The sequence below is a fragment of the Rathayibacter sp. AY2B9 genome, from assembly GCF_002931595.1.
Taxonomy (GTDB): domain Bacteria; phylum Actinomycetota; class Actinomycetes; order Actinomycetales; family Microbacteriaceae; genus Rathayibacter.
Genome location: NZ_PSUB01000003.1, coordinates 1 through 22770, shown reverse-complemented (window position 1 = coordinate 22770; position 22770 = coordinate 1). Strand labels below are relative to the sequence as shown.

Genomic DNA, 22770 nt, shown 5'->3' with positions numbered 1-22770 from the left:
GCCGCTCCGGAGCGGCCGCTGCGCTCAGCTGGAGCGCCGCTGCGTCTGGACGGGCGGGACGTTGTAGCCGAGCAGGCCGACGCCGGTCGCGTCCCAGCGCAGTGTGGTCAGCGAGACGTTGTCGACCACCGGGAAGGTGTGCCGGTAGGTCTCGGGGTTGATGCCGAGGTAGGCGCACAGCAGGAGGCGGATGAGCGTGCCGTGCGCGACGACGAGCACGCGGCCGTCGGGGTGCTCGCGGTGGATGCGGGCGAGCGAGGTGTTCGCGCGGGCGACGGCGTCGAGGCCGGACTCGCCGCCGGGCATCGGCTGGATGGCCGGAGCGGCGACCCACGCATGGTACTCGTCCGGGAAGCGCTTCTCCATCTCGTCGGTGGTCAGCCCCTCGCCGCGGCCGAAGTCGACCTCGACCAGCGCCGGGTCGGGCTGCAGCTCGAGGTGGGCCGCCCGCGCGGCGGGCACGGCGGTGCGCACGGCCCGGACCAGGGTGGAGGAGTACACCGCCTCGAGGTCGGCGTCGACGGCCCAGGCGGCCAGAGTCGCCGCCTGGTCCTGGCCCCGGGGGGTCAGCGCGATGTCGGAGGAGCCCGCGAAGCGGTTCTCGGAGTGCCAGACAGTCTCTCCGTGCCGGGCGAGGATCAGGGTCGTCACCCCCTGAGCCTACCGACCGTGCGGGCCAGTGGGCCCCGCGCTCAGGCGGCGGGGACGCCGTAGTGCGCGTCGACCATCACCGGGAGGTGGTCCGAAACGCCCTGGGGCAGCGTGGAGACCCGCTCGATCCGCACGGAGTCGCTGATCGCGAAGTCGAAGTGGCCGCTGAAATAGCGGTAGCGCGCGTAGGTGGGGGAGTCGCTCCGCGAGACCAGGTAGCCGTTCCGGGTCATCCGGCGGTCGAGTCCGCGGAAGAACCACGGGTAGTTGTAGTCGCCGACCATCAGGGAGGGGGTGTCCGGCGCGTACTCGCGCAGCCGGTTGAGCGCCTCGTCGATCTGCTTGCGGCGCAGGGCGTTGCCGGCCGAGAGCGGGGCGGCGTGGAAGGAGGAGACGGCGATCGATCCGCCGTCGCGGTCGTCGAGGCGGACGGCCAGCAGGCGCTCGTGAGCGGGGGACATCACCCGGTCGTGCATGGACTTGCTGAGCTCGAACGCGGCGCTGCCGGAGAGCTCGAAGCGGTCCTGCGAGTAGTAGACGGCCAGGCCCAGGCGGTTGCGGGCCGTGACGGACGCGAGCCGGAGCGAGCCCACCTCCTGCGGCAGCTTCGTGGTGTCGCACTCCTGCAGGCACAGGACGTCGATGTCGTGGCGGGCGGCGAGGGGGGCGATCTCGGCGTGCGCTCGGTGCTCCCGGAGGTTGTAGGAGATCACGCGGAGGGCGCGTTCGGTCGGCTGCATTTCGCCAGTGTAGGGCGCGCCGACCGAGCGCCGGCCGACCCTCCGGCGAACACGGAGGGACCTCCTCGGAACACGGTCGGAACGTTCGCCGACCGGCCGGGGAGGTCCCTCGCGGAGCCGTGTCAGTGCTGCTCGGTGCCCGAGGCGTCGGTCTCGGCGTCGGTGCCGTGGACGCCGTCGGTGGGGCCCCAGTCGGGCAGCGGGGGGTTCTGCTCCTCGCCGTCGGCGCCGACGCCGTCGGCCAGGGGGGAGGCCGCGCCGCCGACCTCGTCGAGGCCCGCGGAGGTGCCGGTCTCGGTGGCGGGGTCGGGCGTGCGGGCGCCGTCGGTCGTGTCGGTGCCGTCGGTCGTGTCGGTGGGGGTGGGCTCGATGTCGTAGTCGGAGCTGCTCATGTCCCGACGCTACGACTCCGCCGCCCGCGGGGGCACCCCCTTGCGCTCCCGCGAACGACGGAGGCCCCCCGCACCGGGAAGGTGCGAGGGGCCTCCGAAGGGGGAGTGCTCAGCGTCCGTAGGCGGAGGCGGCGGGGCAGTCGAACGGGTCGCCGCCGGCCGACAAGCCGACCTTGTTGAGGTAGCGGACGACGATCGCGTACGACTCCATCAGCGAGGTCTCGGTGTAGGGGATCTGGTGGGTGGTGCAGTACTCCTTGGCGATGACCTGCGCACGGCGCAGCGCCGGGCGGGGCATGTTCGGGAAGAGGTGGTGCTCCACCTGGTAGTTGAGGCCGCCCATGTAGAGGTCGGTGAACCAGGTGCTGCGGATGCTGCGCGAGGTGAGGACCTGGCGGCGGAGGAAGTCGACGCGCGCCTCCTTCGGCAGCAGCGGCATGCCCTTGTGGTTCGGCGCGAACGAGGCGCCCATGTACAGGCCGAAGACGCCCAGCTGCACGCCGACGAAGGCGAACGCCATGCCGAGGGGGAGGGCCCAGAAGACGACGGCGAGGTAGAGGCCGACGCGGGTGACGAGCATGGTGATCTCGACCCAGCGCTTGTCGACCTTGCCCTTGCCGAACACGGTGCGGAAGCCGTGCAGGTGCAGGTTGAGGCCCTCGAGCAGCAGGAGCGGGAAGAACGCGTAGCCCTGGCGGCGGGTGAGCCAGGCGTAGAGGCCGCGCGAGCGGGCCGCGTCCTCGGCGGTGAAGGAGACGACGTCGCGCTCGATGTCCGGGTCCTTGCCCAGCACGTTCGGGTTCGCGTGGTGGCGGCTGTGCTTGGTCATCCACCAGGAGTAGCTGATGCCCACGAAGAGGTTCGCGAGGGTGCGGCCGGCGACGTCGTTGGCCTTGCCGGACTCGAACACCTGGCGGTGCGAGGCCTCGTGGGCGAGGAAGGCGAACTGCGTCAGCACGATGCCGAGGGCGGCGGCGAGCAGGAGCTGGAACCAGGAGTCGCCCAGCAGGACGAAGCCGGTGACGATGCCGCCGAGCGCGAGGACCAGCGCGCCGAACATCGTGTAGTAGAAGCCGGTGCGGCGGCGGAGGAGCCCCGCGTCGCGGACCGTGCTGAGGAGACCGGAGTACTCGGTCGTCGGGTTGACGCGGCCGTCGGCGCGGGGGCGGGTGCGGACGACGCGGGGGGCGCCTCCGGTGACGGACGTGGTGGTGGGGGTGCTCATCGGCGCCTCGCTCTTCGTGGTGACCGTCGGCGTCGACGATCTCTCGGCGAGCGATCCCGACGGGGGCGGTCCGCTCATGGTTCACCGCGTCGGTAGGGGCCGGACGCGGCATCAGGGCGACCGGGGTCAAGGGCAACCTGGTGTGAACACTACGGGGACGGCGGCGGCACCGCACCATGGCGATTGCCAGCCTTCGCTCCGCGCGTGTCGGGAAGGGGAGTGCGCCTCCGGCAGGACCGCCGGAGGCGCACGGGCTCAGGAGCCGATCGAGTCCTGCGGGCGGCCGGACTTGAGCGCGGCGAGGCGCGCCTCCACCTCGGTCATCTCACCGAGGTCCTCGAGCGACTCGAACTGCGCGTCCAGGCTCGAGGAGGCGAGCTCTTCCGCGCCGCGGACGCGCGCCTCCTCGCGGCGGATCTTCTGCTCGAAGCGGCTCACCTCGCTCGTCGGGTCCATCAGGTCGATGCTCTTCACGGCGTCCTGGACCTGGCTCTGCGCCTCGACGGTCTTCGAGCGGGCGATCAGCTCGTCGCGCTTGCTCGAGAGCTGCTGCAGCTTCTCGCGCATCTGGTTCAGGCCCGACTTGAGCTTGTCGACGACCTCGGTCTGCGAGGCGATGGTCGGCTCGGCGTCCTTCGCCTCCTTCTCGGACTGGATCTGGCGCTGCAGAGCGACCTTGGCCAGCGCGTCGAACTTGTCGGCGTCGCCGGCGCTCCCGCCGGTGCGCAGCTCGTCGGCCTTGCGGCTCGCGGCGAGGGCCTTGCCGCCCCACTCCTGGGCGTTCTGCACGTCCTCGCGGTAGTCGTCCTCGAGCAGGCGCAGGTTGCCGATCGTGGTGGCGATCGCCGCCTCGGCGTCGCGGATGCTGTCGGTGTAGTCGCGGACCATCTGGTCGAGCATCTTCTGCGGATCCTCGGCCTGGTCGAGGAGCGCGTTGATGTTGGCCTTCGCGAGCTGCGCGATGCGGCCGAAGATCGACTGTCTCTGAGCCATGGGTGTCTCTCCTTGCGTCGTGGGTGGTGCCGGATGTCGGAGGTGGTGACGGAGTCGTGGGGGAGGTGGTGGTCGTCGGTCCTGCGCGGATGCCCGGGGGCGCTCAGAAGCGCCCTCCGCCGCCGCGGCGTCCGCCTCCGCCGCTGCTGCGCCCGCCGCCGAAGCCGCCGCCGCCGGAGCGCCGGGACGAGCCGCCTCCGCCGAAGCCGCCGCTGAACCCGCCTCCGCCGAAGCCGCCCGAGCGGTAGCCGCTGCGGCGTCCGCCTCCCAGGAGCGACTCGACCAGGATCCCGCCGAGGAACGCGCCGGTCGTGTCGCCTCCGTAGGGGCTGCCGACGGCGTTCGGGGCGGAGTAGGAGCCGGCGTCGGCCCGCGCCCGCTCGAGCGCCTGCTGGGCGAGCTGCGAGGCGCGCTGGGCGGAGGCGAGAGCCTCGCGGGGGTCGGTGGCGGCGATGCGCTCGGCGTACTCGGCCGAGCGGGCGGCCTCGGCGACGCGGGTGCGCGCCTCCGAGCCGACCGCGCCGCGGCGGGCCGCGATGAAGTCCTCGGCGGCCGAGACGCGGCTGCGGGCGGAGGTGAGCTCGGCGCCGAGGGCGGCCCGCTCGCGCTCGCGCTGGGCCTGCGCGTCGCGGAACCCGCCGACGGCGGCATCGATCGTGGCGTCGGCGGCGGTGAGCGCCTCGAGCAGGGCGAGCGGGTCGTTCGGCCGCACGGAGGCGGCGCGCTCGACGTCGTCGAGGGCGGCCTCGGTCGAGGCGACCGCCGCGGCGACGTTCTGCGCCTGAGCGGCGGACTCCGCGTCCGGGGAGGCGGCGAGCGCTCGTCCCTGCGCCACGTCGGCGCGGATCTCGGCGATGCGGCCGGCGAGCGACGCCTCCGCCTTCTGCAGCTCGTCGCCGCGCGTCGCCACCGCGTCGACGAGCCCGGAGGCCTGCTCGGCGGCCTGCTGCCCGGCGCGCAGCAGCACGGCGGCGCGGCCGGAGTCGCCGGCCTGCAGCGCCTGCTGGGCGCCGGCGAGCTGGTCGCGGGTGAAGCGGAGGCGGTCCTCGGCCTGGTCGGCGTCGTCGCCCACGTCGTCGATCGCGGTCGGCGCGTAGCGGGAGGCGAGCTCGGCGAGGCGGGCGCGGGCCGAGGGGAGGCGGTCGCCGACCTCGGCGGCGCGAGCCGAGAGCGCGGCGGCGACCTGCGGCGCGTTCTTCTCGAGGTCGCGCAGCTCCTCGAACGCACTCGCGCGCTCGTCGAGCGTCTGCTCGGCGTCGGCGCAGAGCTGGAGGATGCGCTGGTAGCCGTCGCGGCGCTCCTGATCGGTCTCCGGCTCGGTGTCGTCGAGGCGCTGCTGCAGGGTGAAGGCCTCGCCGAGCAGGCGCTTCGCGGTGACGAGCGCCTCGCGGAACGCGCCGGTCGCGTCGGCGCCGAACTGCGCCTCCGCGAAGCCGACCTCCTGCTCGCTGGTGCGGACGGCGTCGTCGGCGTGGACGAGGGCCGACCCGGCACGGGTGGCGAGCTCGTCGATCGAGGCCTCCACCGCCTCCTGGGCGCGGCGCTTCCGCGCGCGGCGGACGAGCAGCAGCACCACGAGGCCGACCACGACGAGGGCCGCGAGCACGCCGAGCGCGATCAGCAGCCCCGAGCCGAGGGACTCGCCGGCGCTGGGCGCGTCGAGGCGCTGTCCGATCCCGTCGGCGGCGGCCACCGCGGCTCCGGCCCAGTCGCCGTCGGCGAGCCTCGGCTCGATGTCGTCGGACTGGAGCGAGGAGACCTGCGCGTCGTCGAGGGCGAAGCCCTGCGCGACCGACACCTGGTACTGGCGGGCGTCGACCGCGACGGCCAGGAGGACGTCGTCGGTGCCCAGTCCGTTGCGGGTCGCGGTCTCGTCCGCCCACGCTACGCGGTCGGACGGATCGGTGAAGGAGTCGACGAAGGCGACGAACAGCTGCACGCGGTGCTGGTCGTAGAGGGCCCGCGAGGCCTGCTCGATCTCGGTGGTCTCTCCGGAGCTCAGCACTCCGACCGAGTCGAGGACGGTGGAGGAGGAGAAGGAGACGGGCGATTCGGCCGTCGCCGCGGTCGCGGGGACCAGCGCGAGGACCGCGGCGATCAGGAGGGCCGCGAGCGCCGGCAGCAGCCGGGAGCTCACGGGGTGGTGGGGTCTCGCCGGCATCGCGCACACTCCTTCGTCGTCGCCTCCCGAGTGTAGACAGCCCGGGTGTCCGAGCAGGAGTCGGGAGGCGGCAGGCCGTCGACCGCGTGCCCGGGGCGCGGGGGATGGGAGAACGCCGGGAGGAGGAATGACCGTGCTCCGCTCGCGGTTGCCGCCCGGAGTGCGCCGCAGGTGCACGTGCCTCCCCCCCTCAGGGCAGCCCCCTGAGACAGCTCCGTAGAAAGGCGATCCCGTGGATCCGTTCTCCCCCCTCACCGCCGGCGACCTCGACCTCCCCAACCGCATCGTCCTGGCACCGATGACGCGACTGCGCTCCGACGAGCAGGGCGTGCCCGGCGCGATCGTCGCCGAGTACTACGCCCAGCGCGCGAGCATGGGCCTGCTGATCAGCGAGGGCGTCTTCCCCAGCGCCGAGTCCAAGGGCTACGCCGGGCAGCCCGGCATCGAGACCGACGCGCAGGCCGCGGGCTGGCGCGCCGTCGCCGACGCCGTGCACGCCGCGGGCGGGCGCATCGTCATGCAGCTGATGAACGCGGGCCGCGTCTCGCACACCGAGATCACCGGCACCGACCGCATCGTCGCCCCGAGCGCCGTCGCCATCGACGGAGAGGTGCACACCCCCTCCGGCAAGAAGCCCTTCCCGGTGCCGCACGCGCTGACCACCGAGGAGCTGGCGACCGTCCGCGACGAGTTCGTCGCCGCCGCCCGCCGCGCGATCGACGCCGGCTTCGACGGAGTCGAGGTGCACGGCGCCAACGGCTACCTGCTGCACGAGTTCCTCTCGCCCGTCTCCAACGTGCGCACCGACCAGTACGGCGGGACCCCGGCCGAGCGCGCCGCGTTCCCGCTCGAGGTCACCCGCGCGATCGTCGACGAGGTCGGAGCGGGCCGCGTCGGCATCCGCCTCTCGCCGGCCCACAACATCCAGGACGTCGTCGAGACCGACGGCGACGACGTGCGCGCCACCTACGAGGCCGTCGTCGACGGGCTCGCCCCGCTCGGCCTGGCCTACCTCAGCGTCCTGCACGCCGAGCCCGCCGGCGAGCTGGTCCAGGACCTCCGCTCGCGCTTCGACGGCGTCTTCATCGCCAACAGCGGCTTCGGCTCGCCGACCAGCCGCGAGGAGGCGACCGAGCTGATCAGCGAGGGCCACGCCGACGCCGTGGCCGTCGGCCGCCCGGCGATCGCCAACCCCGACCTGGTCGAGCGCTGGCAGGGCGGGCACCCCGAGAACGAGGTCGTCCAGGAGACGGTCTACGGCGGAGGAGCCGAGGGCTACACCGACTACGAGCCCCTCTCGGCGTAGTCGCGACTCACGCGGAAGGCCCGCTCCCTCGAGGGGGAGCGGGCCTTCCGCGTGCCGGGGGGATCAGCTCTCGCTGCCCCGGCTCTTCAGCTCGGACTCGATGCGGGCGTCCTGCTCGGGCGAGAGCTCGTGGTCCTCGTCCTCCGGGCCGGCCGTCTCGCCGACGCGGCCCTCGCCGAGGGCGTGGATCGAGGTGATCTCGTCCTCGAGCGCGGCGTCGCGGTCGTGCTCGCTCACGAGCCGGTCTCGATCTCCCCGGCGGAGACGGCCTCGGCGTACTTGCGGAGGTCCGGGCCGGGCTCGAAGTCGATGAAGCGGTCCTTGAGGCGCGCGTTCAGCTCCGCGAACACGTCCTCCCAGGGCTCGCCCTTCTTGCTCGTCGCGAGGTCGAGCACCGCCTCGCGGAGGACCCTGTCCGAGTCCTCGAGGATCTTGTCGCGGGCTTCGTCGTTCCAGCGGATGTCCTGTGCGTCCATGCTCCGACCGTAGGCGCGGGGCCGGGGCGCCCCAAGGACTTGCGGGCGGGGGGCGGGAGGCGTAGGAGCCCCCGCCGCTCCGCGCTCAGGAGAGTGCCGGCAGCACCTCGCGCTCGAACAGCTCGATGCCGGACCGGTCGTAGGCGGCGTCCGGGAAGTAGAGGATGCCGTAGTCCATCCCGCGCGACTGCATGCCGGCGAGCCGGTCGACGATCTGCGAGGGAGTGCCGACCGCGAGCGCGTCGGGGCTGCGGTACTCGGCGACGAAGGACGCCGCTCCCTCCGCGCCGAGGTACGGGACCACGCGCTCCTCGAGACGCTGCAGCGCCGCCTCGACCTCCGCCTCCGTCTCGCCGATCACGACGTTGTAGTTCGAGCTCCGGGTGATCGCCGAGAAGTCGGTGCCCAGGCGCTCGCAGTGCCCGCGGAGGACCGAGCTCTTGTGGTCGAACGCCTCCGGGGTCCCGGCGAAGTTCGTGTACTGCGCGTACTGGGCCGCGATCCGCAGCGTGACCTTCTCGCCGCCGCCGGCGACCCACAGCGGGATGCCGCCCTCCTGCAGGGGCAGCGGTCGGTTCTGCGCGCCGTCCACCTGGTAGTAGCGGCCGTCGAGGGTCGCGGACCCGGTCGTCCAGGCCTGCTGCAGGATCTGCACGCCCTCGTCGAGCCGGCCCAGCCGCTCGGCGATCGGCGGGAAGCCGTAGCCGTACGCGCGCCACTCGTGCTCGTACCAGCCGCCGCCGATGCCCATCTCGACCCTCCCGCCCGAGACGATGTCGACGGTCGTCGCGACCTTGGCGAGGTAGGCGGGGTTCCGGTAGCCCATGCAGGTGCACATCTGGCCCAGCCGCACGCGCGACGTGGTGGCGCCGAACGCGCTCATCAGCGACCACGCCTCGTGCGTCGCCTCCTCCGTCACCTGCGGGACGGTGTGGAAGTGGTCGTAGACCCAGATCGACTCCCAGGCGCCGTCGTCGGCGTGCCGGGCGAGGTCGCTCATGGTGCGCCACTGGTCGGCGGCCGGGACGCCGACGAGGTCGTGGCGCCAGCCCTGGGGGATGAAGAGTCCGAATCGCATGCCGCCGACCCTAGGGCGGCCCGGCCCCCGAGGTCGAGGGGGTCGCGGTGCTCGCGTACGCTTCCGACCGATGCTGACCTTCACAGAGGATCTCGGACTCCCCGTCCTCGCGCTGATGATCCTCGCCGCCTTCGCGGCCGGCTGGATCGACGCGGTCGTGGGCGGCGGCGGACTCCTCCAGCTCCCCGCCCTGCTCCTCGTCCCCGGGATCTCGCCCGTGCAGGCGCTCGCCACGAACAAGCTGGCCTCGATCTTCGGCACGACCACCAGCGCGATCACCTACTACCGGCGCGCGAAGCCCGATCTGCGCACCGCGCTGCCGATGGCGGCGGTCGCCTTCGCGGGCAGCTACGGAGGCGCGACGCTCGCCGGCCTCCTCCCGGCCGCGGTGTTCAAGCCGATCATCGTCGTCGCGCTGATCGTGGTCGCCGTCGTGACGATCGCCCGCCCGGCACTGGGCAGCGTCACGGTGCTCAAGCACGCGGGCCGGCGCCACCTCGTCACGGCGGCGGTGCTGGGACTCCTGATCGGCTTCTACGACGGCCTGATCGGACCGGGCACCGGCACCTTCCTGATCATCGCCCTGATCACCGCGCTGGGCTACGACTTCCTGCTCGCCAGCGCCAAGGCGAAGATCGTCAACGTCGCGACCAACCTCGGCGCCCTGCTCTACTTCGTGCCGGGCGGGCACGTGATCTGGCTGCTGGGCCTCCTGATGGGCGCCGCCAACGTGGCGGGCGCGTACCTCGGCTCGCGGATGGCCGTCGCTCGTGGCAGCCGCTTCATCCGGGTCGCGTTCCTCGTCGTGGTCGGCGCCCTCATCCTCAAGGTCGGCTCCGACGTCTGGACCGAGAACCTGGCGCCGCTGCTGCGCTAGCGCGGGCTGCGGGACCGAGCCGCGGAACGAGGACGGGACCCCCGCCGCAGCAAGGGGTCCCGTCCTCGTTCCGATCGCTCGGCGCTCCGCTCCGCCGGCCTCAGCCGAAGGGGATCGAGCCGACCAGCACGCCGACGGCGAGCATGACCAGCGAGACGACGACCGCTCGCCACAGCACCTTGCGGTGGTGGTCGCCGAGGTTCACCGCGGCGAGGGAGACGAGCAGGAGGATCGCCGGGACCAGCGGGCTCTGGAGGTGCACCGGCTGCCCGGTGATCGAGGCGCGCGCCATCTCGACCGGCGAGATGCCGTAGTTCGCCGCGCTCTCGGAGAGCACGGGGAGGATGCCGTAGTAGAACGCGTCGTTCGACATGAAGAAGGTCATCGGGATGCTGAGCACGCCGGTGATCACGGCGAGGAACGGTCCGAGCGCCGGCGGGATCACCGCGACGACCCACTCCGCCATGGCGTCGACCATGCCGGTGCCGTTGAGGACGCCGATCAGCACACCGGCCGCCAGCACCATCGACACGACGCCCACGATGCTCGGCGCGTGCTTGACGATCTCGGCCGCCTGGTCCTTCATCTTCGGGAAGTTGATCAGGAGGGCGACCGCGGAGCCGACCATGAACACGTAGGGCAGCGGCAGGATGTCGGCGACCAGCAGCGTCATCACCGCGAGGGTCAGGACCAGGTTCACCCAGATCAGCTTCGGGCGCAGCGTCTCGCGCTCGGGGTCGAGCATCGTGTCGGCCATCGCGGTGTCGGCGTCGTCGGCCTGCACGCGGGCGGCGACCGCCACCTGGGCTCCGCGCAGGGCCTGGGGACCGCGGAGGAAGGAGAAGCGCTCCCGGGCGACGGTGCGGATGCCCCCGGTCAGGGCCGCGAGGCCGCCGGTGCGGGCGCCGCCCGAGCGGGAGGAGGAGCCGCGGCCGGCGCCGACGAGCTCCTGCTCGAGCATCGGCTCGGCCAGCGCGAGCGAGCCGAGGCGGCGGCGCTCGCCGAGCCCGAGGAACCAGGCGAAGACGAGAGTGACGGCCAGGCCCACCGCGAGCGACGGGAGCATCGGCACGAAGATCTCGCTCGGCGAGACCTGGAGGGCCGCGGCGGCGCGCACCGTCGGTCCACCCCAGGGGACGATGTTGAGCGTGCCGTTGGCCAGGCCCGCGACGCAGGTCAGCACGACCGGGTTCATCCCCAGACGCAGGTAGATCGGGAGCATCGCGGCGGTGGTGACGATGAAGGTGGTCGAGCCGTCGCCGTCGAGCGAGACCGCACCCGCGAGCAGCGCCGTGCCGAGCACGACCTTCGCCGGGTCGTCGCCGAGCGCGCGGACGATGAAGCGGATCAGCGGGTCGAAGAGCCCGACGTCGATCATGATCCCGAAGTACATGATCGCGAACATCAGCAGCGCGGCCGTGGGCGCGAGGCTGCCGATCGCCTCGAGGACCATGCCGCCGATGCCGAGGCCGGCGCCCGCGAAGAGGCCGAAGATCGTCGGCACGACGATCAGGGCGACCATCGGCGTCAGCCGCTTGGTCATGATCAGGGCCATGAAGGCCAGGATCATGGTGAAACCGAGTACTACCAACACAGCTGACTCCTTCGTCCAGTGCCTCCGCCCGCGCTCGGCGGGAGAGCCGGCCGGGAGATGGTGGAAACCCTAGGCAGCTCCGCGTCCGGCGCCGGGGTATCGCTCATTACGGCGACATCTGCGCATAGTGTGGCTTCTGCGCATTCTGCGCACGACGACGGCGAGGAGGCCCCGATGCGCTTCGCGACCCACGTCCTGGTCCTGCAGCTCGCCACGGTGTCGGCCGCCGTGCTGGTCTGCGCGGGGCTCGTCACCGCGCTCAGCGTCCAGCAGCTGCGCGGCGAGGCGGAGGGGACAGCGCTCGCCATCGCCCGCACCGTCGCCGAGGATCCCGACGTGCGCGACGCGGTCGCCGCGTCCTCCGCCGTGCCCGGCGCGCCCGCCGCCTCGGAGCTGCGCGGCGGACCGCTCGAGGACGTCGCCGCCGCCGTCGAGCAGCGCACCGGCGCGCTCTTCGTCGTGATCACCGACGACCAGGGCATCCGCCTCGCCCACCCCGACGAGGACCGCCTCGGCGAGCGGGTCTCGACCAGCCCCGACGAGGCGCTCGCCGGGCGCGAGAGCGTCTCGTGGGGCACCGGCACGCTCGGCGAGTCGGCACGGGCCAAGGTCCCGGTCTTCGCCGCGGGGGAGCAGCGGGTCGTCGGCGAGGTCAGCATCGGCTTCGCGCGCTCCAGCGTCTTCACCGACCTGCCGACCGCGCTGCTCGGCGTCCTCGCCGCGGCGCTCGCCGGGCTGGTGCTCGCCGCCGTCGCCTCCGTCTTCATCCGCCGCCGCCTGCTGCGCCTGACGCTCGGCCTCGCCCCGGAGGAGCTCACCTCGCTCGTGCAGGACCAGGCCGCCGTGCTCGACGGGGTAGACGAGGGCGTGCTCGCGCTCGACCGCGACGGGCGCGTCGGCGTCTGCAATGCGCGGGCCGCCGCGATCCTCGGCTCCGACGACCCGACCGGGCGGGCTCTGCACGGGCGGCCGCTCGCGGAGCTCGACCTGCCCGTTCCGCTGGCCGACGCGATCGGGGCCGCGCTGCACTCCGTCGAACCGCCCCGCCCCGGAGGCGAGGAGGGCTTCGTCGTCCGTTCCCGCATCGTCTACGTCGACATCCGCCGGGTGACCCGCGGCGACCGCGACCTGGGCGTGGTGGTGGTGCTGCGCGACCGCACCGACCTCGCCGCGCTGAGCCGGCGCCTCGACGCGGTCGGCGCGATGACCAACGCGCTCCGGGTGCAGCGGCACGAGTTCGCCAACCGCCTGCACGTGGTCGCGGGCCTGCTGGATGCGGGGCGGACCGCGTCGGCGCGCGACTACCTCGACGAGGTGCTGACCCGCGGCCCGCTCAAGTACCCGGTGCAGCACGCCGACCGGCTGCAGGAGCCGTACCTCCAGGCGCTCGTCGGGGCGAAGGGGATCGAGGCGGCCGAGCGCGGCGTGCTGCTGACGCTCGGCGAGGAGACGCTGGTGCGCGGCACCGTCGTCGAGCCGGAGGACGTCGCGACGGTGGTCGGGAACCTGGTGGACAACGCGGTGCGCGCGGCGGTCGAGGGGCGGCGCGACGTGCGCTTCGTCGAGGTCGAGCTGCTCGACGACGGCGACGCTCTCTTCGTGACGGTCGCCGACTCGGGCGACGGAGTGCTCGATCCGGACTCGCTGTTCGACCGGGCCGGCGCGGGCGACCCCGTCGAGGACGACGGACGCGTGCACGGTCGGGGCTTCGGCCTGCCGCTGTGCCGTGAGGTGGCCGCCCGGCGCGGCGGCGAGGTCTGGCTGGCGGACGCCGGCGGAGCGGAGTCGGGGGCCGTGCTGTGCGCGCGCCTCCCCGGAGCGGTGCTGCCGCCGGAGCAGGACGGGGACGGGTCATGAGCGCGGACACGGCGCGGGAGCGCACGGTGCTGGTGGTGGACGACGACTTCCGGGTCGCCCAGCTGCACGCGGACCTGGTCGAGGCGCGGCAGGGGCTGACGGCCCTTCCTCCGGTGCACACGGCGCGCGCGGCGCGGGCGGCCGTCGCCGAGCACGCGCCCGATCTGCTGCTGCTCGACGTGCACCTGCCGGATCAGAGCGGGATCGCGCTGCTCCGCGAGCTCGACACCGACGCGTTCGTCGTGAGCGCCGCCTCCGACGGGGCGACGGTGCGGCGCGCCCTGCACGCGGGAGCGCTCGGGTACCTCATCAAGCCGTTCGAGGCGCGCCTGCTCGGCGAGCGCCTCGACGCGTACGTGCGGTTCCGGAACGTGCTGCGGGAGGACCGCGCGGCCGATCAGGAGGCGGTGGAGCGGGCGCTGCGCATCCTGCACTCGGGCGACGCGACCGCCGCGCAGCCCTCGCGCTCGGCGACCGAGCAGCTCGTCCTGGCGCGCCTGGCCGAGTCGGGCGCCGAGCTGTCGGCCCTCGAGGTGGCCGAGCGCGCCGGCATCTCGCGCGCCACCGCCCAGCGCTACCTCTCGGGTCTCGCGGGCCGCGGCCTCGTCGAGATGACCCTCAGCTACGGCACCACCGGCCGTCCGGAGCACCGCTACCGCGCCCGCTGACCCTCCGCGAGCGGAGTCCGCGCTCGAGCCGGCGGGGCGTTCTCGGCGGTCGGGACCCGCTCTCAGGGGACCTGAGCGCCTAGGGGAGCTGACTGCGGAGCACCGGCGTGCGGTGCTCGGTCGAGCCGAACGGGGGATCCGCGTGTCAGCGGATCCTCCTAGGCGGTCGGGACCCGCTCTCGGGAACCCGACCGCCCGTGGGAGCCGACTGCGGTGCGCCGCCCTGCGGCGCACGAGACGGCCCGTCGAACGAGCGATCCGCGTGTCAGCGGATCGTTCTAGGCGGTCGGGACCCGCTCTCGGGAAACCGACCGCCTAGGGAAGCCGACCGCGGTGCGCCGCCTCGCGGCGCACGAGACGACTCAGTGCGTCGCGTCGACGTCCGCGCCCGCGGCCTCGGCCACGCGGCGGCGCTCGGCGGCCTCGGCGGCCATGCGGCGGCCCTTGGGGCTGACGAGGGAGGCGATCACCGTGATCACGAGGACGCCGATGATGACCGAGAGCGACAGTCCGGTGCCGATCTCGAAGACCTCCACGTGCTCGCCGTTGTTGATGAACGGCAGGTTGTTCTCGTGGAGCGCGTGCAGGATCAGCTTCACGCCGATGAAGGCGAGGATCGCGGCGAGGCCGATGCTGAGGTAGACGAGGCGGTCGAGCAGCCCGTCGATGAGGAAGTACAGCTGGCGCAGGCCCAGCAGCGAGAACGCGGTCGCCGTGAAGACGAGGTACACGTCGCTGGTGAGGCCGAAGATCGCCGGCACGCTGTCGAGGGCGAACAGGATGTCCGTTCCGCCGATCGCCGCCATGACGAGGATCATCGGCGTGAGGACCTTCTTGCCGTCGATGTGCGTGTAGAACTTGTCGCCGTCGTACTGGTCGCTCGTCTTGAAGATCCGCTTGGCCAGGCGCACCATCACGTTGTCGCTGGAGTGGTCGTCTCCCGGCTTGACCAGGTTGAACGCGGTCAGCAGCAGGATCAGGCCGAAGATGTAGAAGACCCAGGCGAACGAGTTGATCAGTGCGGCGCCGAGGAAGATGAAGCCGGTGCGGGCGATCAGTGCGAAGACGATTCCGAAGAGGAGCACCTTCTGCTGGTCGGCGCGGGGCACCTTGAAGCTCGCCATGATGATGAGGAAGACGAACAGGTTGTCGACCGAGAGGGCCTTCTCGGTGATGTACCCCGCGAAGTACTCCGATCCGGGCGTCGCTCCGCCGAAGACGAGGACGCCGAGCCCGAAGAGCACGGCGATGCCGACGTAGAGCGCCGACCAGATCGACGACTCCTTCAGCGTGGGCTCGTGGGCCTTCCGGACGTGGAAGAAGAAGTCGAAGAGCAGGAGCAGGACGATGAAGACGATCGTCAGGGTCCAGATCAGGGGCGATACGGTCATGAAGGGGCTGGCCTCGCTCGTGAAGGGGGGTCGGGGGACGGTCGCGGGGGTCGCTCGTCAAGGGAAAAGGTAGCGAGGCACCGTGACGAGCAGGGCGCCCGCCGATGGATCGTGAGTATCTTCTCAGTTCTCATCGCGTCCCTCGCGCCCAGCGGCCGGAGCGCCACACTGGTCACCATGACCGGCGCCGCTGTCGACAGGACCTTCCAGGACGCCTCCGGCGTCGTCATCCACTACCGCTGGTGGCCGCACCCCTCGCCCCGCGCGATCGTGCAGCTGGCCCACGGGGTCGGCGAGCACTCGGGGCGCTACGTCGAGCTGGCGGAGGCGCTGGTCGCCGCCGGGTACGCGGTCGCGGCGGACGACCACCGCGGGCACGGCCGGACCGGCCTCGAGCAGCACGGCGGCGACTCCTCCCGGCTCGGACTGCTGGGGCCGGGCGGCCTGCGCGCGACCGAGGCGGCGATCCTCCGGCTGACGGAGCTGCTCGCGGAGGAGAGCCCGGGAGTGCCGATCGTGCTTCTCGGCCACTCCTGGGGGTCGCTCATGGCGCAGCGGATCGTCGACCACCACTCCGGCGCCTATGCCGCGCTCGTGCTGAGCGGCACGGCCTACCGCCTCCCCGGGCACATGAACGCGGGCGACCTGGCGAAGCGGCACCGCGTCGCCGGCGGCCTCGGCCTCGAGTGGCTCTCCCGCGACCCGGAGGTCTGGCAGCGGTTCCACGACGACCCCCTCACCTTCACCACGCCGCTCGCGAAGCGGATCGGGCTGGTCGAGACCCTGCGGCTGGTCGGCCGCCCGAAGCGCGGGCCCGAGCATCCGCTGCCCCTGCTGCTGGTCGTGGGCGCCGACGACACCCTCGGCGGCGAGCGGTCGGTGCGCGCGCTCGCCCAGGCCTACCGGCGGCGGGCCGGGTACACGGACGTCTCGGTGCGGGTGTACCCGGAGGCGCGGCACGAGCTGTTCCAGGAGCTCAACCGGGCCGAGGTCACGGCCGATCTCGTGGAGTGGCTGGGCGAGCGCTTCCCCGCCCCGGCTCGCGCCTAGGCTGGCGTCATGCATGGCGAGTACAAGGTCCCCGGCGGAAAGCTCGTGGTCGTCGACCTCGACGTGGTCGACGGGAGGTTCGCCGGGTTCCGCCTGGCGGGCGACTTCTTCCTCGAGCCCGACACGGCCCTCGACGACATCGATCGCGCGGTCGTGGGCCTCCCGGCCGAGACGGACGCGAAGTCCATCGCCGCCGCCATCCGGCAGGCGCTCCCGGCCGACGCGGTCCTGCTCGGCTTCACGCCCGAGGCCGTCGCGGTCGCGATCCGCCGCTCGCTGCAGAAGGCGACCAGCTGGCGCGACTACGACTGGCGCATCGTGCACGACCGGGCCGTCCCTCCCGCGACCCACCTGGCGCTCGACGAGGTGCTGACCGCCGCGGTCGGCGAGGGCCGTCGCGAGCCGACGCTGCGGATCTGGGAGTGGGACCAGCCCGCCGTCGTCATCGGCAGCTTCCAGTCGCTCCGCAACGAGGTCGACCTCGACAACGCGGCGAAGTACGGCGTCGACGTGGTCCGCCGCATCTCGGGCGGCGGCGCGATGTTCATGGAGGCGGGCAGCGTCGTCACGTACTCGCTCTACGTCCCCGGCGACCTCGTCCAGGGGCTGACCTTCGCCGACTCCTACGCCTTCCTCGACGAGTGGGCCGTCAGCGCGCTGCAGTCGCTCGGGATCGACGCGGTCTACCAGCCGCTCAACGACATCACGTCGCCCTCGGGCAAGATCGGCGGCGCCGCGCAGAAGCGCCTGGGCTCCGGCGCCGTCCTCCACCACGTGACCATGAGCTACGACATCGACGCCGAGAAGATGGTGCAGGTGCTGCGGATCGGCCGCGAGAAGCTCTCGGACAAGGGCATCGCCTCCGCCGTGAAGCGCGTCGACCCGCTGCGCAGCCAGACCGGGCTCAGCCGCGCCGAGATCATCGAGCGGATGAAGGCGACCTTCGTGCAGCTGCACGGCGGCGAGGCGGGGACGCTGACCGAGGAGGAGTACGCGGCGGCGGAGGAGCTGGTGCGGACGAAGTACTCGACTCCGGAGTGGCTGCGGCGCGTCCCCTGACCCGCGGGTCCGGGGCGGCGGTCGCCTGCTCATGGACCCGGAGTGGAACGCGGCGGACCGGACCGGCGGGAGCCCCTCAGCTCGCGAGGAGCTCCTGGTAGTCCGGGTGATCGGCGATGAACTCGGCGACGAACGGGCAGGCCGGGACGATGCGCCCGCCGAAGCGCTCGTGCGCGTCGTCGAGGGCCGCCTCGACGAGGGTCTCGCCGAGGCCCTCGTGGCGGTGCTCGGGCGCGATCTCGGTGTGGAGGAAGACCACGTCGCGGCCGCGGACGGCGTAGTCCGCGACTCCGACGGTCTCGCCGTCGAGCCAGAGCGTGTAGCGGGACGAGTCCTCGTCGTGGCGCACCTCGGAGATCATCGCGCCACTCTACGCCGGAGCCTCCCGGCACCCGTCGAGCGCGGGCGCGAGGCGCGGAGCGTGTCGCCGGGCTCGCGCGCACTGGCACAATTGCCGGGTGCCCAGGACGATCCAGATCGCGGACGGCGTCCCGGAGTCGCGGAGCGCAGTGTTCCACGCCGACAACCTCGAGGTCCTGCCGCAGCTGGCCGACGGGGCCTTCACCGTCGTCTACCTCGACCCGCCGTTCAACACGGGCCGGGCGCAGGTGCGCACCTCGACCACCTCGGTGCGCTCCACCACCGGCACGATCGCCGGCTTCAAGGGGCGCAGCTACGAGCGGATCCGCGGCGACCTGCTCCGCTACGACGACCGCTTCGACGACTACTGGTCGTTCCTCGAGCCGCGTCTGGCCGAGGCGTGGCGGCTCCTCGCCGACGACGGCACCCTCTACCTCCACCTCGACTACCGCGAGGCGCACTACGCGAAGGTGCTGCTCGACGCGCTCTTCGGCCGCGAGTGCTTCCTCAACGAGATCATCTGGGCCTACGACTACGGAGCGAAGGCCACGCGCCGCTGGCCGACCAAGCACGACACGATCCTCGTCTACGTGAAGGACCCGCGCGGCTACCACTTCGACTCCGCCGCCGTGGACCGCGAGCCGTACATGGCCCCGGGCCTCGTGACCCCCGAGAAGGCCGAGCGCGGCAAGCGGCCGACCGACGTGTGGTGGCACACGATCGTCTCGCCGACCGGCCGCGAGAAGACCGGGTACCCGACGCAGAAGCCGGAGGGGATCCTCCGCCGCATCGTGCAGGCGTCCAGCCGCGAGGGCGACGCCGTCCTCGACTTCTTCGCCGGCTCCGGCACGACCGGCGCCGTCGCGCACGCTCTCGGCCGCCGCTTCGTCCTCGTCGACGAGCACGCCGACGCGGTCGCCGTCATGCGCCGCCGCTTCGCCGCCCTCGACCCGGCGCCGCTCTTCCTCTGACGCGGGCCCTCTCGACTCCTCAGACGTCGCCGTCCTCGGTCGCCACCCCCGCGACTCCTGCGACTGCCCGGCTCCCACTGTCCAGGAGTCGTCGCAGTCGAGGTCGGTCGCTCCCACTGTCCAGAAGGTGTCGCACTCGACATCGATCGCTCCGACTGTCCAGGAGTTGTCGCACTCGACGCCGACTGCGACAACTCCTGGACAGTCGTGGTGGGAGGCACGCCTCCCCAGATACGGGATCAGGGGTTCGTCCACAGAATGCGGATCGCGGGAGACGGACGAGGATCACGGACCGCCAGAATCGCGGCATGTCCAGCACCGACCTCGGAGCCTTCACCCGGCGAGCGGCACTCCGCGCCGGGATGACGGACGCCCGGCTGCGCACTCCCGCCCTGGCCAGCCCCTTCCACGGAGTGCGCACCCGGGTGGCGCCCGTCACGCACCTGGAACGAGCCGCCGCCTATCTGCCGCGGCTGCGGCCCTGGCAGCTCTTCTCCCACCTGACCGCGGCCGAAGCCTGGGGAGTGCCGCTCCCGGCGCGACCCGGCGAGGACGATCCGATCCACGTGGCGGCGACGACGCCGCACCGGCCCCCCAGGACCCGGGGTGTGATCGGCCACACCCTCACGGAGACGGACAGGGTCGAGCGGCACGGCCTGCCGGTGACAGGAGCGGTGTCGACGTGGATCGCGCTCGCGCCACTGCTGTCCGCCCGCGATCTCCTCGCGGCGACGGACCACCTCCTGTTCGAGCCGCGCTACCCGCGCCGGGACGATCCGCGTCCCCCTGTCCGGCTTCACGAGCTGCAGGACCGCCTGGCCTCCCATCGGGGCCGGGGCCGACGCGGCCTGGCTGAGGCTCTGCGGCTGGCATCGACCGGAGCCGCCTCGCGGAGGGAGACCTGGCTCCGCGCTCTCGTCGAGGAGGCGGGACTGCCCGCGCCCGACGTGAACGCCGAGATCAGGATCGGCGGCCGACTGCTCGCGGTCGGCGATCTGGTCTTCGAACGGTGGAAGGTGGTGGCGGAGTACGACGGCGGCCAGCACCGGACGGACGACGCGCAGTTCTCACGCGATCGTGAACGGCTCCTGGCCCTGCACCTCGCGGGCTGGATCGTCGTGGTCGTCCGCGCGGAGGGTCTGACCCGGGGCAGGGCGCGCACGATCGCCGAGCTCCGTGCCGCTCTCGTGGCCCACGGCTGGCGACCGTGACGCACCCCGTCGACGGATCGACCCGCTCGTCCATCCCCGCCCCGCCGCCCGCGTCCGCCCCACCGTCCGGATCCGCCCGCCGGTCCGCATCCGATCGAGCACGCGGAGCCCTCCGACTGTCCAGGAGTAGTCGCACTCGGCGTCGACTGCGACGACTTCCGCGTACTCGCGGGCCGGGGTCAGCTGCTGGCGCGGACGACGAGCGACGTCGGCATCAGCGTGCGGTGCTCCACGGGGAGCCCCTCGATGCGGGCGGTCAGCAGCTCCACCATGCGGGCGCCGAGCTCGTCGGGGAGCTGGCGAACGGTGGTCAGCGCGGGGACGGCGTTCCGCGCGAAGAGATCGTCGTCGAAGCCCACGACGGACACGTCCTCGGGGATCCGGCGGCCGGCCTCGCGGAGGGCGGCGTAGGCGCCGACCGCCATCTGGTCGTTCGCGGCGAAGACGCCGTCCAGGTCGGGGTCGCGGGCGAGGAGGCGGCGCATCGCCTCGGTGCCGCTCGCCGGCGAGAAGTCTCCCCACTCGACGAGGTCGTCGGCGAGGCCGGCGTCGGTGAGCGCGCCGCGCCAGCCGATCAGGCGGTCGACGCCCGGCGGCATGTCGGCGGGGCCCGCGATGGTCGCGATCCGGCGCCGGCCGCGCTCGATCAGGTGCGCGGTGGCGACGGCGGCACCTTCCGTGTTGTCCACGTCGACGAAGTAGGAGCCGCGCTCGTCGGGCGAGAGCGGTCGGCCGCCGAAGACGATCGGCAGCGTGCCCGAGAGCGCCGCGTAGGAGTGGTCGCCCGAGTGGTGCGAGACCACGAGCGCGCCGTCGACGTTGCCGCCGAGCAGGTACCGCCGCGTCTTCTCGCCGTCCGTCTCGGACGCGATCAGCATCGAGAGCGTGTAGTCCGTGTCGGCCAGGCGCATCGCGGCGCCCTGCACGATCGAGGCGAAGAACGGGTCCGCGAAGACGCGCGCGGTCGACTCCGGCACGATCAGCGCGATCGACTGCGTGCGCCGCGAGGCGAGCATCCGCGCCGCGTGATTGGGCACGTAGTCGAGCTCGCCGATCGCCTTCTCGACGGCGGCCACGATCTCGGCCGCCACCTGCGGGGCGCCGTTGACCACCCGCGAGACCGTCGCGCGCGAGACTCCGGCCCGCGCCGCGACCATCTCGAGGGTGGGGGAGCGGCCCCCGCCGCGGACGCCCGTCGGCTCGCTCACGGGTCAGTCCAGGATCGCCGCGGCGCTGCCGCCGAGCAGTCGGGAGTAGACCAGGCCCGAGTCCTTCACGATCCGCTCCTGCGTGCCGTAGTCGACGCGCACGACGCCGAAGCGCTTCTCGTAGCCCCAGGCCCACTCGTAGTTGTCGAGGAGGGACCACACGAAGTAGCCGCGGACGTCGGCGCCCTGGTCGATCGCGTCGGCGACCTTCTCGACGTGGTCGAGCACGTACTGCGTGCGGTCCGCGTCGTGCACGCGGCCGTCCTCGACGACGTCGTCGTAGGCGGCGCCGTTCTCGGTCACGTAGAGCGGAGGGAGGTTCTCGTACTCCAGGCCCAGGCGGGTCAGCAGGTAGCGCAGCCCGTCGGGGTTCACCTCCCAGTCCATCGCGGTGCGCGGCAGACCGCGCGACGGGAAGGTGATGAACTCGGAGCCGACCCAGGGGGAGCCGACCTCGCGGTCGGTCGCCTGGGCGAAGTCGTCGGCTCCGGCCGGCAGCGGATGCGCCGAGACGTTGTCGTCGTGGTAGTGGTTCACGCCGAGGAAGTCGAGCGGGAGCGAGATGAGATCGAGGTCGCCGTCGACGATCAGCTCGTCGAGCCCGAGCCCTTCGACGTCCTCGAGCAGGTCCTCGGGATACTCGCCGCGCAGCAGCGGGTCGAGGAAGATCCGGTTCTGGAGCGCGTCGAAGCGGCGTGCGGCGTCGAGGTCGGCCTCGTCCTCGGGGTCGTCGGGGACGGCGTTCGAGAGGTTGAGCGTGATGCCCAGGTTCTGCGCTCCGAGCTGCCGGAGCGTCGAGACGGCCAGCCCGTGGGCGAGGTGCGTGTGGTGCACGGCGGCGAGGGCCTTCTGCTGCGAGATCACGCCGGGGGCGTGCACGCCCGCGCCGTAGGAGAGCAGGGTCGAGCAGAACGGCTCGTTGAACGTCGTCCAGTGCTGCACCCGGTCGCCGAGGCTCTCGTAGACGGCCTCGGCGTAGTCCCGGAAGCGCTCGGCGGTGTCGCGGTTCGCCCAGCCGCCGGTCTCCTCGACGGCCTGCGGGAGGTCCCAGTGGTAGAGGGTGAGCCACGGCAGCACGCCGGCGCCGAGCAGCTCGTCGACCAGGCGGGAGTAGAAGTCGAGGCCCTCGGGGTTCACCGCGCGGTCGCCCGGCTTGACGCGCGCCCAGCTGACCGAGAAGCGGTAGGAGCCGAGCCCCAGCTCCTTCATCAGCCGCACGTCCGCGGGCATCCGGTGGTAGTGGTCCACCGCGACCTCGGGGGTGTCGCCCTTCGCGACCGCTCCGGGGACGCGGGAGAACGCGTCCCAGATGCTGTCCTCCTTGCCGCCCTCGTGGCCGGCGCCCTCGATCTGGGCGGCGGCGGTCGCGGATCCCCAGAGGAAGCCGGCGGGCCAGTCGCGGACGGCGAGCCGGTCGACGCGGGCGATCTGCTCCGAGAGGCTCGGGGTCGCGGTGGACCACTACCACCGGATGCCCGCGGACGTGCGGCTGATGAAGGAGC

The 22770-nt window shown here is 72.7% G+C and carries 22 protein-coding genes and 1 pseudogene; 9 read left to right on the top strand and 14 right to left on the bottom strand.

The genetic code is table 11. The features are described 5' to 3' along the window. Window positions 1–24: 24 nt before the first annotated feature. The 6 genes from C5C25_RS04355 to C5C25_RS04330 all read right to left on the bottom strand — a co-directional run bounded on the left by C5C25_RS04355 (window position 25) and on the right by C5C25_RS04330 (window position 6162). Entirely contained in the window at window positions 25–651 is a 627-nt protein-coding gene (locus C5C25_RS04355; protein ID WP_104223854.1) for a histidine phosphatase family protein, read from the bottom strand. 41 nt (window positions 652–692) lie between these two features. Then, window positions 693–1391, bottom strand: coding sequence for an endonuclease/exonuclease/phosphatase family protein (locus C5C25_RS04350; RefSeq protein ID WP_104223855.1), 699 nt, complete (start codon window positions 1389–1391; stop codon window positions 693–695). Between the two features lie 122 nt (window positions 1392–1513). Further along, a complete protein-coding gene (locus C5C25_RS04345; RefSeq protein WP_104226203.1) occupies window positions 1514–1783 on the bottom strand; it encodes a hypothetical protein in 270 nt (89 codons plus the stop codon). A gap of 109 nt (window positions 1784–1892) precedes the next feature. Continuing rightward, complete coding sequence (locus tag C5C25_RS04340) at window positions 1893–3008, bottom strand: acyl-CoA desaturase (RefSeq protein WP_104226226.1); 1116 nt, start codon at window positions 3006–3008, stop codon at window positions 1893–1895. Between the two features lie 255 nt (window positions 3009–3263). Beyond that, window positions 3264–4001: a PspA/IM30 family protein gene (locus C5C25_RS04335; RefSeq protein WP_104223858.1), complete on the bottom strand. Its 738-nt coding sequence runs from the start codon at window positions 3999–4001 to the stop codon at window positions 3264–3266. A gap of 103 nt (window positions 4002–4104) precedes the next feature. Next, window positions 4105–6162, bottom strand: a complete 2058-nt coding sequence (locus tag C5C25_RS04330) for a TPM domain-containing protein (RefSeq protein ID WP_104249845.1) — start codon at window positions 6160–6162, stop codon at window positions 4105–4107. A 232-nt stretch (window positions 6163–6394) separates the two neighbouring features. Between C5C25_RS04330 and C5C25_RS04325 the strand changes: the two genes are divergently transcribed. After that, complete coding sequence (locus C5C25_RS04325; protein WP_104223860.1) at window positions 6395–7468, top strand: alkene reductase; 1074 nt, start codon at window positions 6395–6397, stop codon at window positions 7466–7468. A gap of 63 nt (window positions 7469–7531) precedes the next feature. Here C5C25_RS04325 and C5C25_RS16430 read toward each other — a convergent pair whose 3' ends face one another. The 3 genes from C5C25_RS16430 to C5C25_RS04315 all read right to left on the bottom strand — a co-directional run bounded on the left by C5C25_RS16430 (window position 7532) and on the right by C5C25_RS04315 (window position 9022). Next, window positions 7532–7705 (bottom strand): hypothetical protein, encoded by a 174-nt coding sequence (locus C5C25_RS16430; RefSeq protein WP_160035225.1) that lies wholly within the window; start codon window positions 7703–7705, stop codon window positions 7532–7534. Beyond that, window positions 7702–7944 carry a hypothetical protein gene (locus C5C25_RS04320; protein ID WP_068251275.1) on the bottom strand — a complete coding sequence of 81 codons (243 nt, stop codon included), beginning with the start codon at window positions 7942–7944 and terminating at the stop codon, window positions 7702–7704. Before C5C25_RS04320 ends, C5C25_RS16430 begins: the two co-directional genes overlap by 4 nt. An 85-nt stretch (window positions 7945–8029) precedes the next feature. Next, window positions 8030–9022: an LLM class F420-dependent oxidoreductase gene (locus C5C25_RS04315; protein ID WP_104223861.1), complete on the bottom strand. Its 993-nt coding sequence runs from the start codon at window positions 9020–9022 to the stop codon at window positions 8030–8032. A gap of 70 nt (window positions 9023–9092) precedes the next feature. Between C5C25_RS04315 and C5C25_RS04310 the strand changes: the two genes are divergently transcribed. Further along, window positions 9093–9899, top strand: a complete 807-nt coding sequence (locus C5C25_RS04310) for a TSUP family transporter (RefSeq protein WP_104249844.1) — start codon at window positions 9093–9095, stop codon at window positions 9897–9899. 100 nt (window positions 9900–9999) lie between these two features. Here the strand turns inward: C5C25_RS04310 and C5C25_RS04305 are convergent, their stop codons facing one another. Beyond that, entirely contained in the window at window positions 10000–11469 is a 1470-nt protein-coding gene (locus tag C5C25_RS04305; RefSeq protein WP_104249843.1) for a CitMHS family transporter, read from the bottom strand. Window positions 11470–11667: 198 nt separating this feature from the next. Here C5C25_RS04305 and C5C25_RS04300 point away from each other — a divergent pair, with 198 nt between their 5' ends. Next, entirely contained in the window at window positions 11668–13350 is a 1683-nt protein-coding gene (locus tag C5C25_RS04300) for a sensor histidine kinase (RefSeq protein ID WP_104249842.1), read from the top strand. Beyond that, window positions 13347–14018, top strand: coding sequence for a response regulator (locus C5C25_RS04295; RefSeq protein ID WP_104223865.1), 672 nt, complete (start codon window positions 13347–13349; stop codon window positions 14016–14018). The genes C5C25_RS04300 and C5C25_RS04295 overlap by 4 nt, the downstream gene beginning before the upstream one ends. A gap of 362 nt (window positions 14019–14380) precedes the next feature. Here the strand turns inward: C5C25_RS04295 and C5C25_RS04290 are convergent, their stop codons facing one another. Then, window positions 14381–15409: a TerC family protein gene (locus C5C25_RS04290; RefSeq protein ID WP_104223866.1), complete on the bottom strand. Its 1029-nt coding sequence runs from the start codon at window positions 15407–15409 to the stop codon at window positions 14381–14383. Between the two features lie 177 nt (window positions 15410–15586). Here C5C25_RS04290 and C5C25_RS04285 point away from each other — a divergent pair, with 177 nt between their 5' ends. After that, a complete protein-coding gene (locus tag C5C25_RS04285; RefSeq protein ID WP_104233159.1) occupies window positions 15587–16459 on the top strand; it encodes an alpha/beta fold hydrolase in 873 nt (290 codons plus the stop codon). A 9-nt stretch (window positions 16460–16468) separates the two neighbouring features. Beyond that, window positions 16469–17518: a biotin/lipoate A/B protein ligase family protein gene (locus C5C25_RS04280; RefSeq protein WP_104225162.1), complete on the top strand. Its 1050-nt coding sequence runs from the start codon at window positions 16469–16471 to the stop codon at window positions 17516–17518. Between the two features lie 76 nt (window positions 17519–17594). On the opposite strand, the gene C5C25_RS04275 is transcribed toward C5C25_RS04280, so the two are convergent. After that, window positions 17595–17879, bottom strand: a complete 285-nt coding sequence (locus C5C25_RS04275) for a GNAT family N-acetyltransferase (RefSeq protein ID WP_104238619.1) — start codon at window positions 17877–17879, stop codon at window positions 17595–17597. A gap of 97 nt (window positions 17880–17976) precedes the next feature. On the opposite strand from C5C25_RS04275, the gene C5C25_RS04270 reads away from it, so the two are divergent. Next, window positions 17977–18849 carry a site-specific DNA-methyltransferase gene (locus C5C25_RS04270; protein ID WP_104225160.1) on the top strand — a complete coding sequence of 291 codons (873 nt, stop codon included), beginning with the start codon at window positions 17977–17979 and terminating at the stop codon, window positions 18847–18849. Window positions 18850–19157: 308 nt separating this feature from the next. Continuing rightward, window positions 19158–20060 carry a hypothetical protein gene (locus C5C25_RS04265; protein WP_104249841.1) on the top strand — a complete coding sequence of 301 codons (903 nt, stop codon included), beginning with the start codon at window positions 19158–19160 and terminating at the stop codon, window positions 20058–20060. A 179-nt stretch (window positions 20061–20239) separates the two neighbouring features. Here C5C25_RS04265 and C5C25_RS04260 read toward each other — a convergent pair whose 3' ends face one another. Together C5C25_RS04260 and C5C25_RS04255 are read right to left on the bottom strand one after the other, a co-directional pair. Beyond that, a complete protein-coding gene (locus C5C25_RS04260; RefSeq protein ID WP_104225165.1) occupies window positions 20240–21217 on the bottom strand; it encodes a LacI family DNA-binding transcriptional regulator in 978 nt (325 codons plus the stop codon). Between the two features lie 54 nt (window positions 21218–21271). Then, window positions 21272–22618 carry a GH1 family beta-glucosidase gene (locus C5C25_RS04255; protein WP_258069344.1) on the bottom strand — a complete coding sequence of 449 codons (1347 nt, stop codon included), beginning with the start codon at window positions 22616–22618 and terminating at the stop codon, window positions 21272–21274. Between C5C25_RS04255 and C5C25_RS16765 the strand changes: the two are divergent. Further along, window positions 22578–22770, top strand: a pseudogene (locus C5C25_RS16765) (hypothetical protein); the annotation flags it as partial. The gene C5C25_RS04255 and the pseudogene C5C25_RS16765 overlap by 41 nt on opposite strands.

Bases quoted from the DNA above. Each gene is read 5' to 3' on its own strand.
- C5C25_RS04350 (WP_104223855.1), bottom strand. From the start codon at position 1,391: ATGCAGCCGACCGAACGCGCCCTCCGCGTGATCTCCTACAACCTCCGG.
- C5C25_RS04345 (WP_104226203.1), bottom strand. From the start codon at position 1,783: ATGAGCAGCTCCGACTACGACATCGAGCCCACCCCCACCGACACGACC.
- C5C25_RS04340 (WP_104226226.1), bottom strand. From the start codon at position 3,008: ATGAGCACCCCCACCACCACGTCCGTCACCGGAGGCGCCCCCCGCGTC.
- C5C25_RS04335 (WP_104223858.1), bottom strand. From the start codon at position 4,001: ATGGCTCAGAGACAGTCGATCTTCGGCCGCATCGCGCAGCTCGCGAAG.
- C5C25_RS04330 (WP_104249845.1), bottom strand. From the start codon at position 6,162: ATGCCGGCGAGACCCCACCACCCCGTGAGCTCCCGGCTGCTGCCGGCG.
- C5C25_RS04320 (WP_068251275.1), bottom strand. From the start codon at position 7,944: ATGGACGCACAGGACATCCGCTGGAACGACGAAGCCCGCGACAAGATC.
- C5C25_RS04315 (WP_104223861.1), bottom strand. From the start codon at position 9,022: ATGCGATTCGGACTCTTCATCCCCCAGGGCTGGCGCCACGACCTCGTC.
- C5C25_RS04310 (WP_104249844.1), top strand. From the start codon at position 9,093: ATGCTGACCTTCACAGAGGATCTCGGACTCCCCGTCCTCGCGCTGATG.
- C5C25_RS04305 (WP_104249843.1), bottom strand. From the start codon at position 11,469: ATGATCCTGGCCTTCATGGCCCTGATCATGACCAAGCGGCTGACGCCG.
- C5C25_RS04300 (WP_104249842.1), top strand. From the start codon at position 11,668: ATGCGCTTCGCGACCCACGTCCTGGTCCTGCAGCTCGCCACGGTGTCG.
- C5C25_RS04295 (WP_104223865.1), top strand. From the start codon at position 13,347: ATGAGCGCGGACACGGCGCGGGAGCGCACGGTGCTGGTGGTGGACGAC.
- C5C25_RS04290 (WP_104223866.1), bottom strand. From the start codon at position 15,409: ATGACCGTATCGCCCCTGATCTGGACCCTGACGATCGTCTTCATCGTC.
- C5C25_RS04285 (WP_104233159.1), top strand. From the start codon at position 15,587: ATGACCGGCGCCGCTGTCGACAGGACCTTCCAGGACGCCTCCGGCGTC.
- C5C25_RS04280 (WP_104225162.1), top strand. From the start codon at position 16,469: ATGCATGGCGAGTACAAGGTCCCCGGCGGAAAGCTCGTGGTCGTCGAC.
- C5C25_RS04275 (WP_104238619.1), bottom strand. From the start codon at position 17,879: ATGATCTCCGAGGTGCGCCACGACGAGGACTCGTCCCGCTACACGCTC.
- C5C25_RS04265 (WP_104249841.1), top strand. From the start codon at position 19,158: ATGTCCAGCACCGACCTCGGAGCCTTCACCCGGCGAGCGGCACTCCGC.
- C5C25_RS04260 (WP_104225165.1), bottom strand. From the start codon at position 21,217: ATGGTCGCGGCGCGGGCCGGAGTCTCGCGCGCGACGGTCTCGCGGGTG.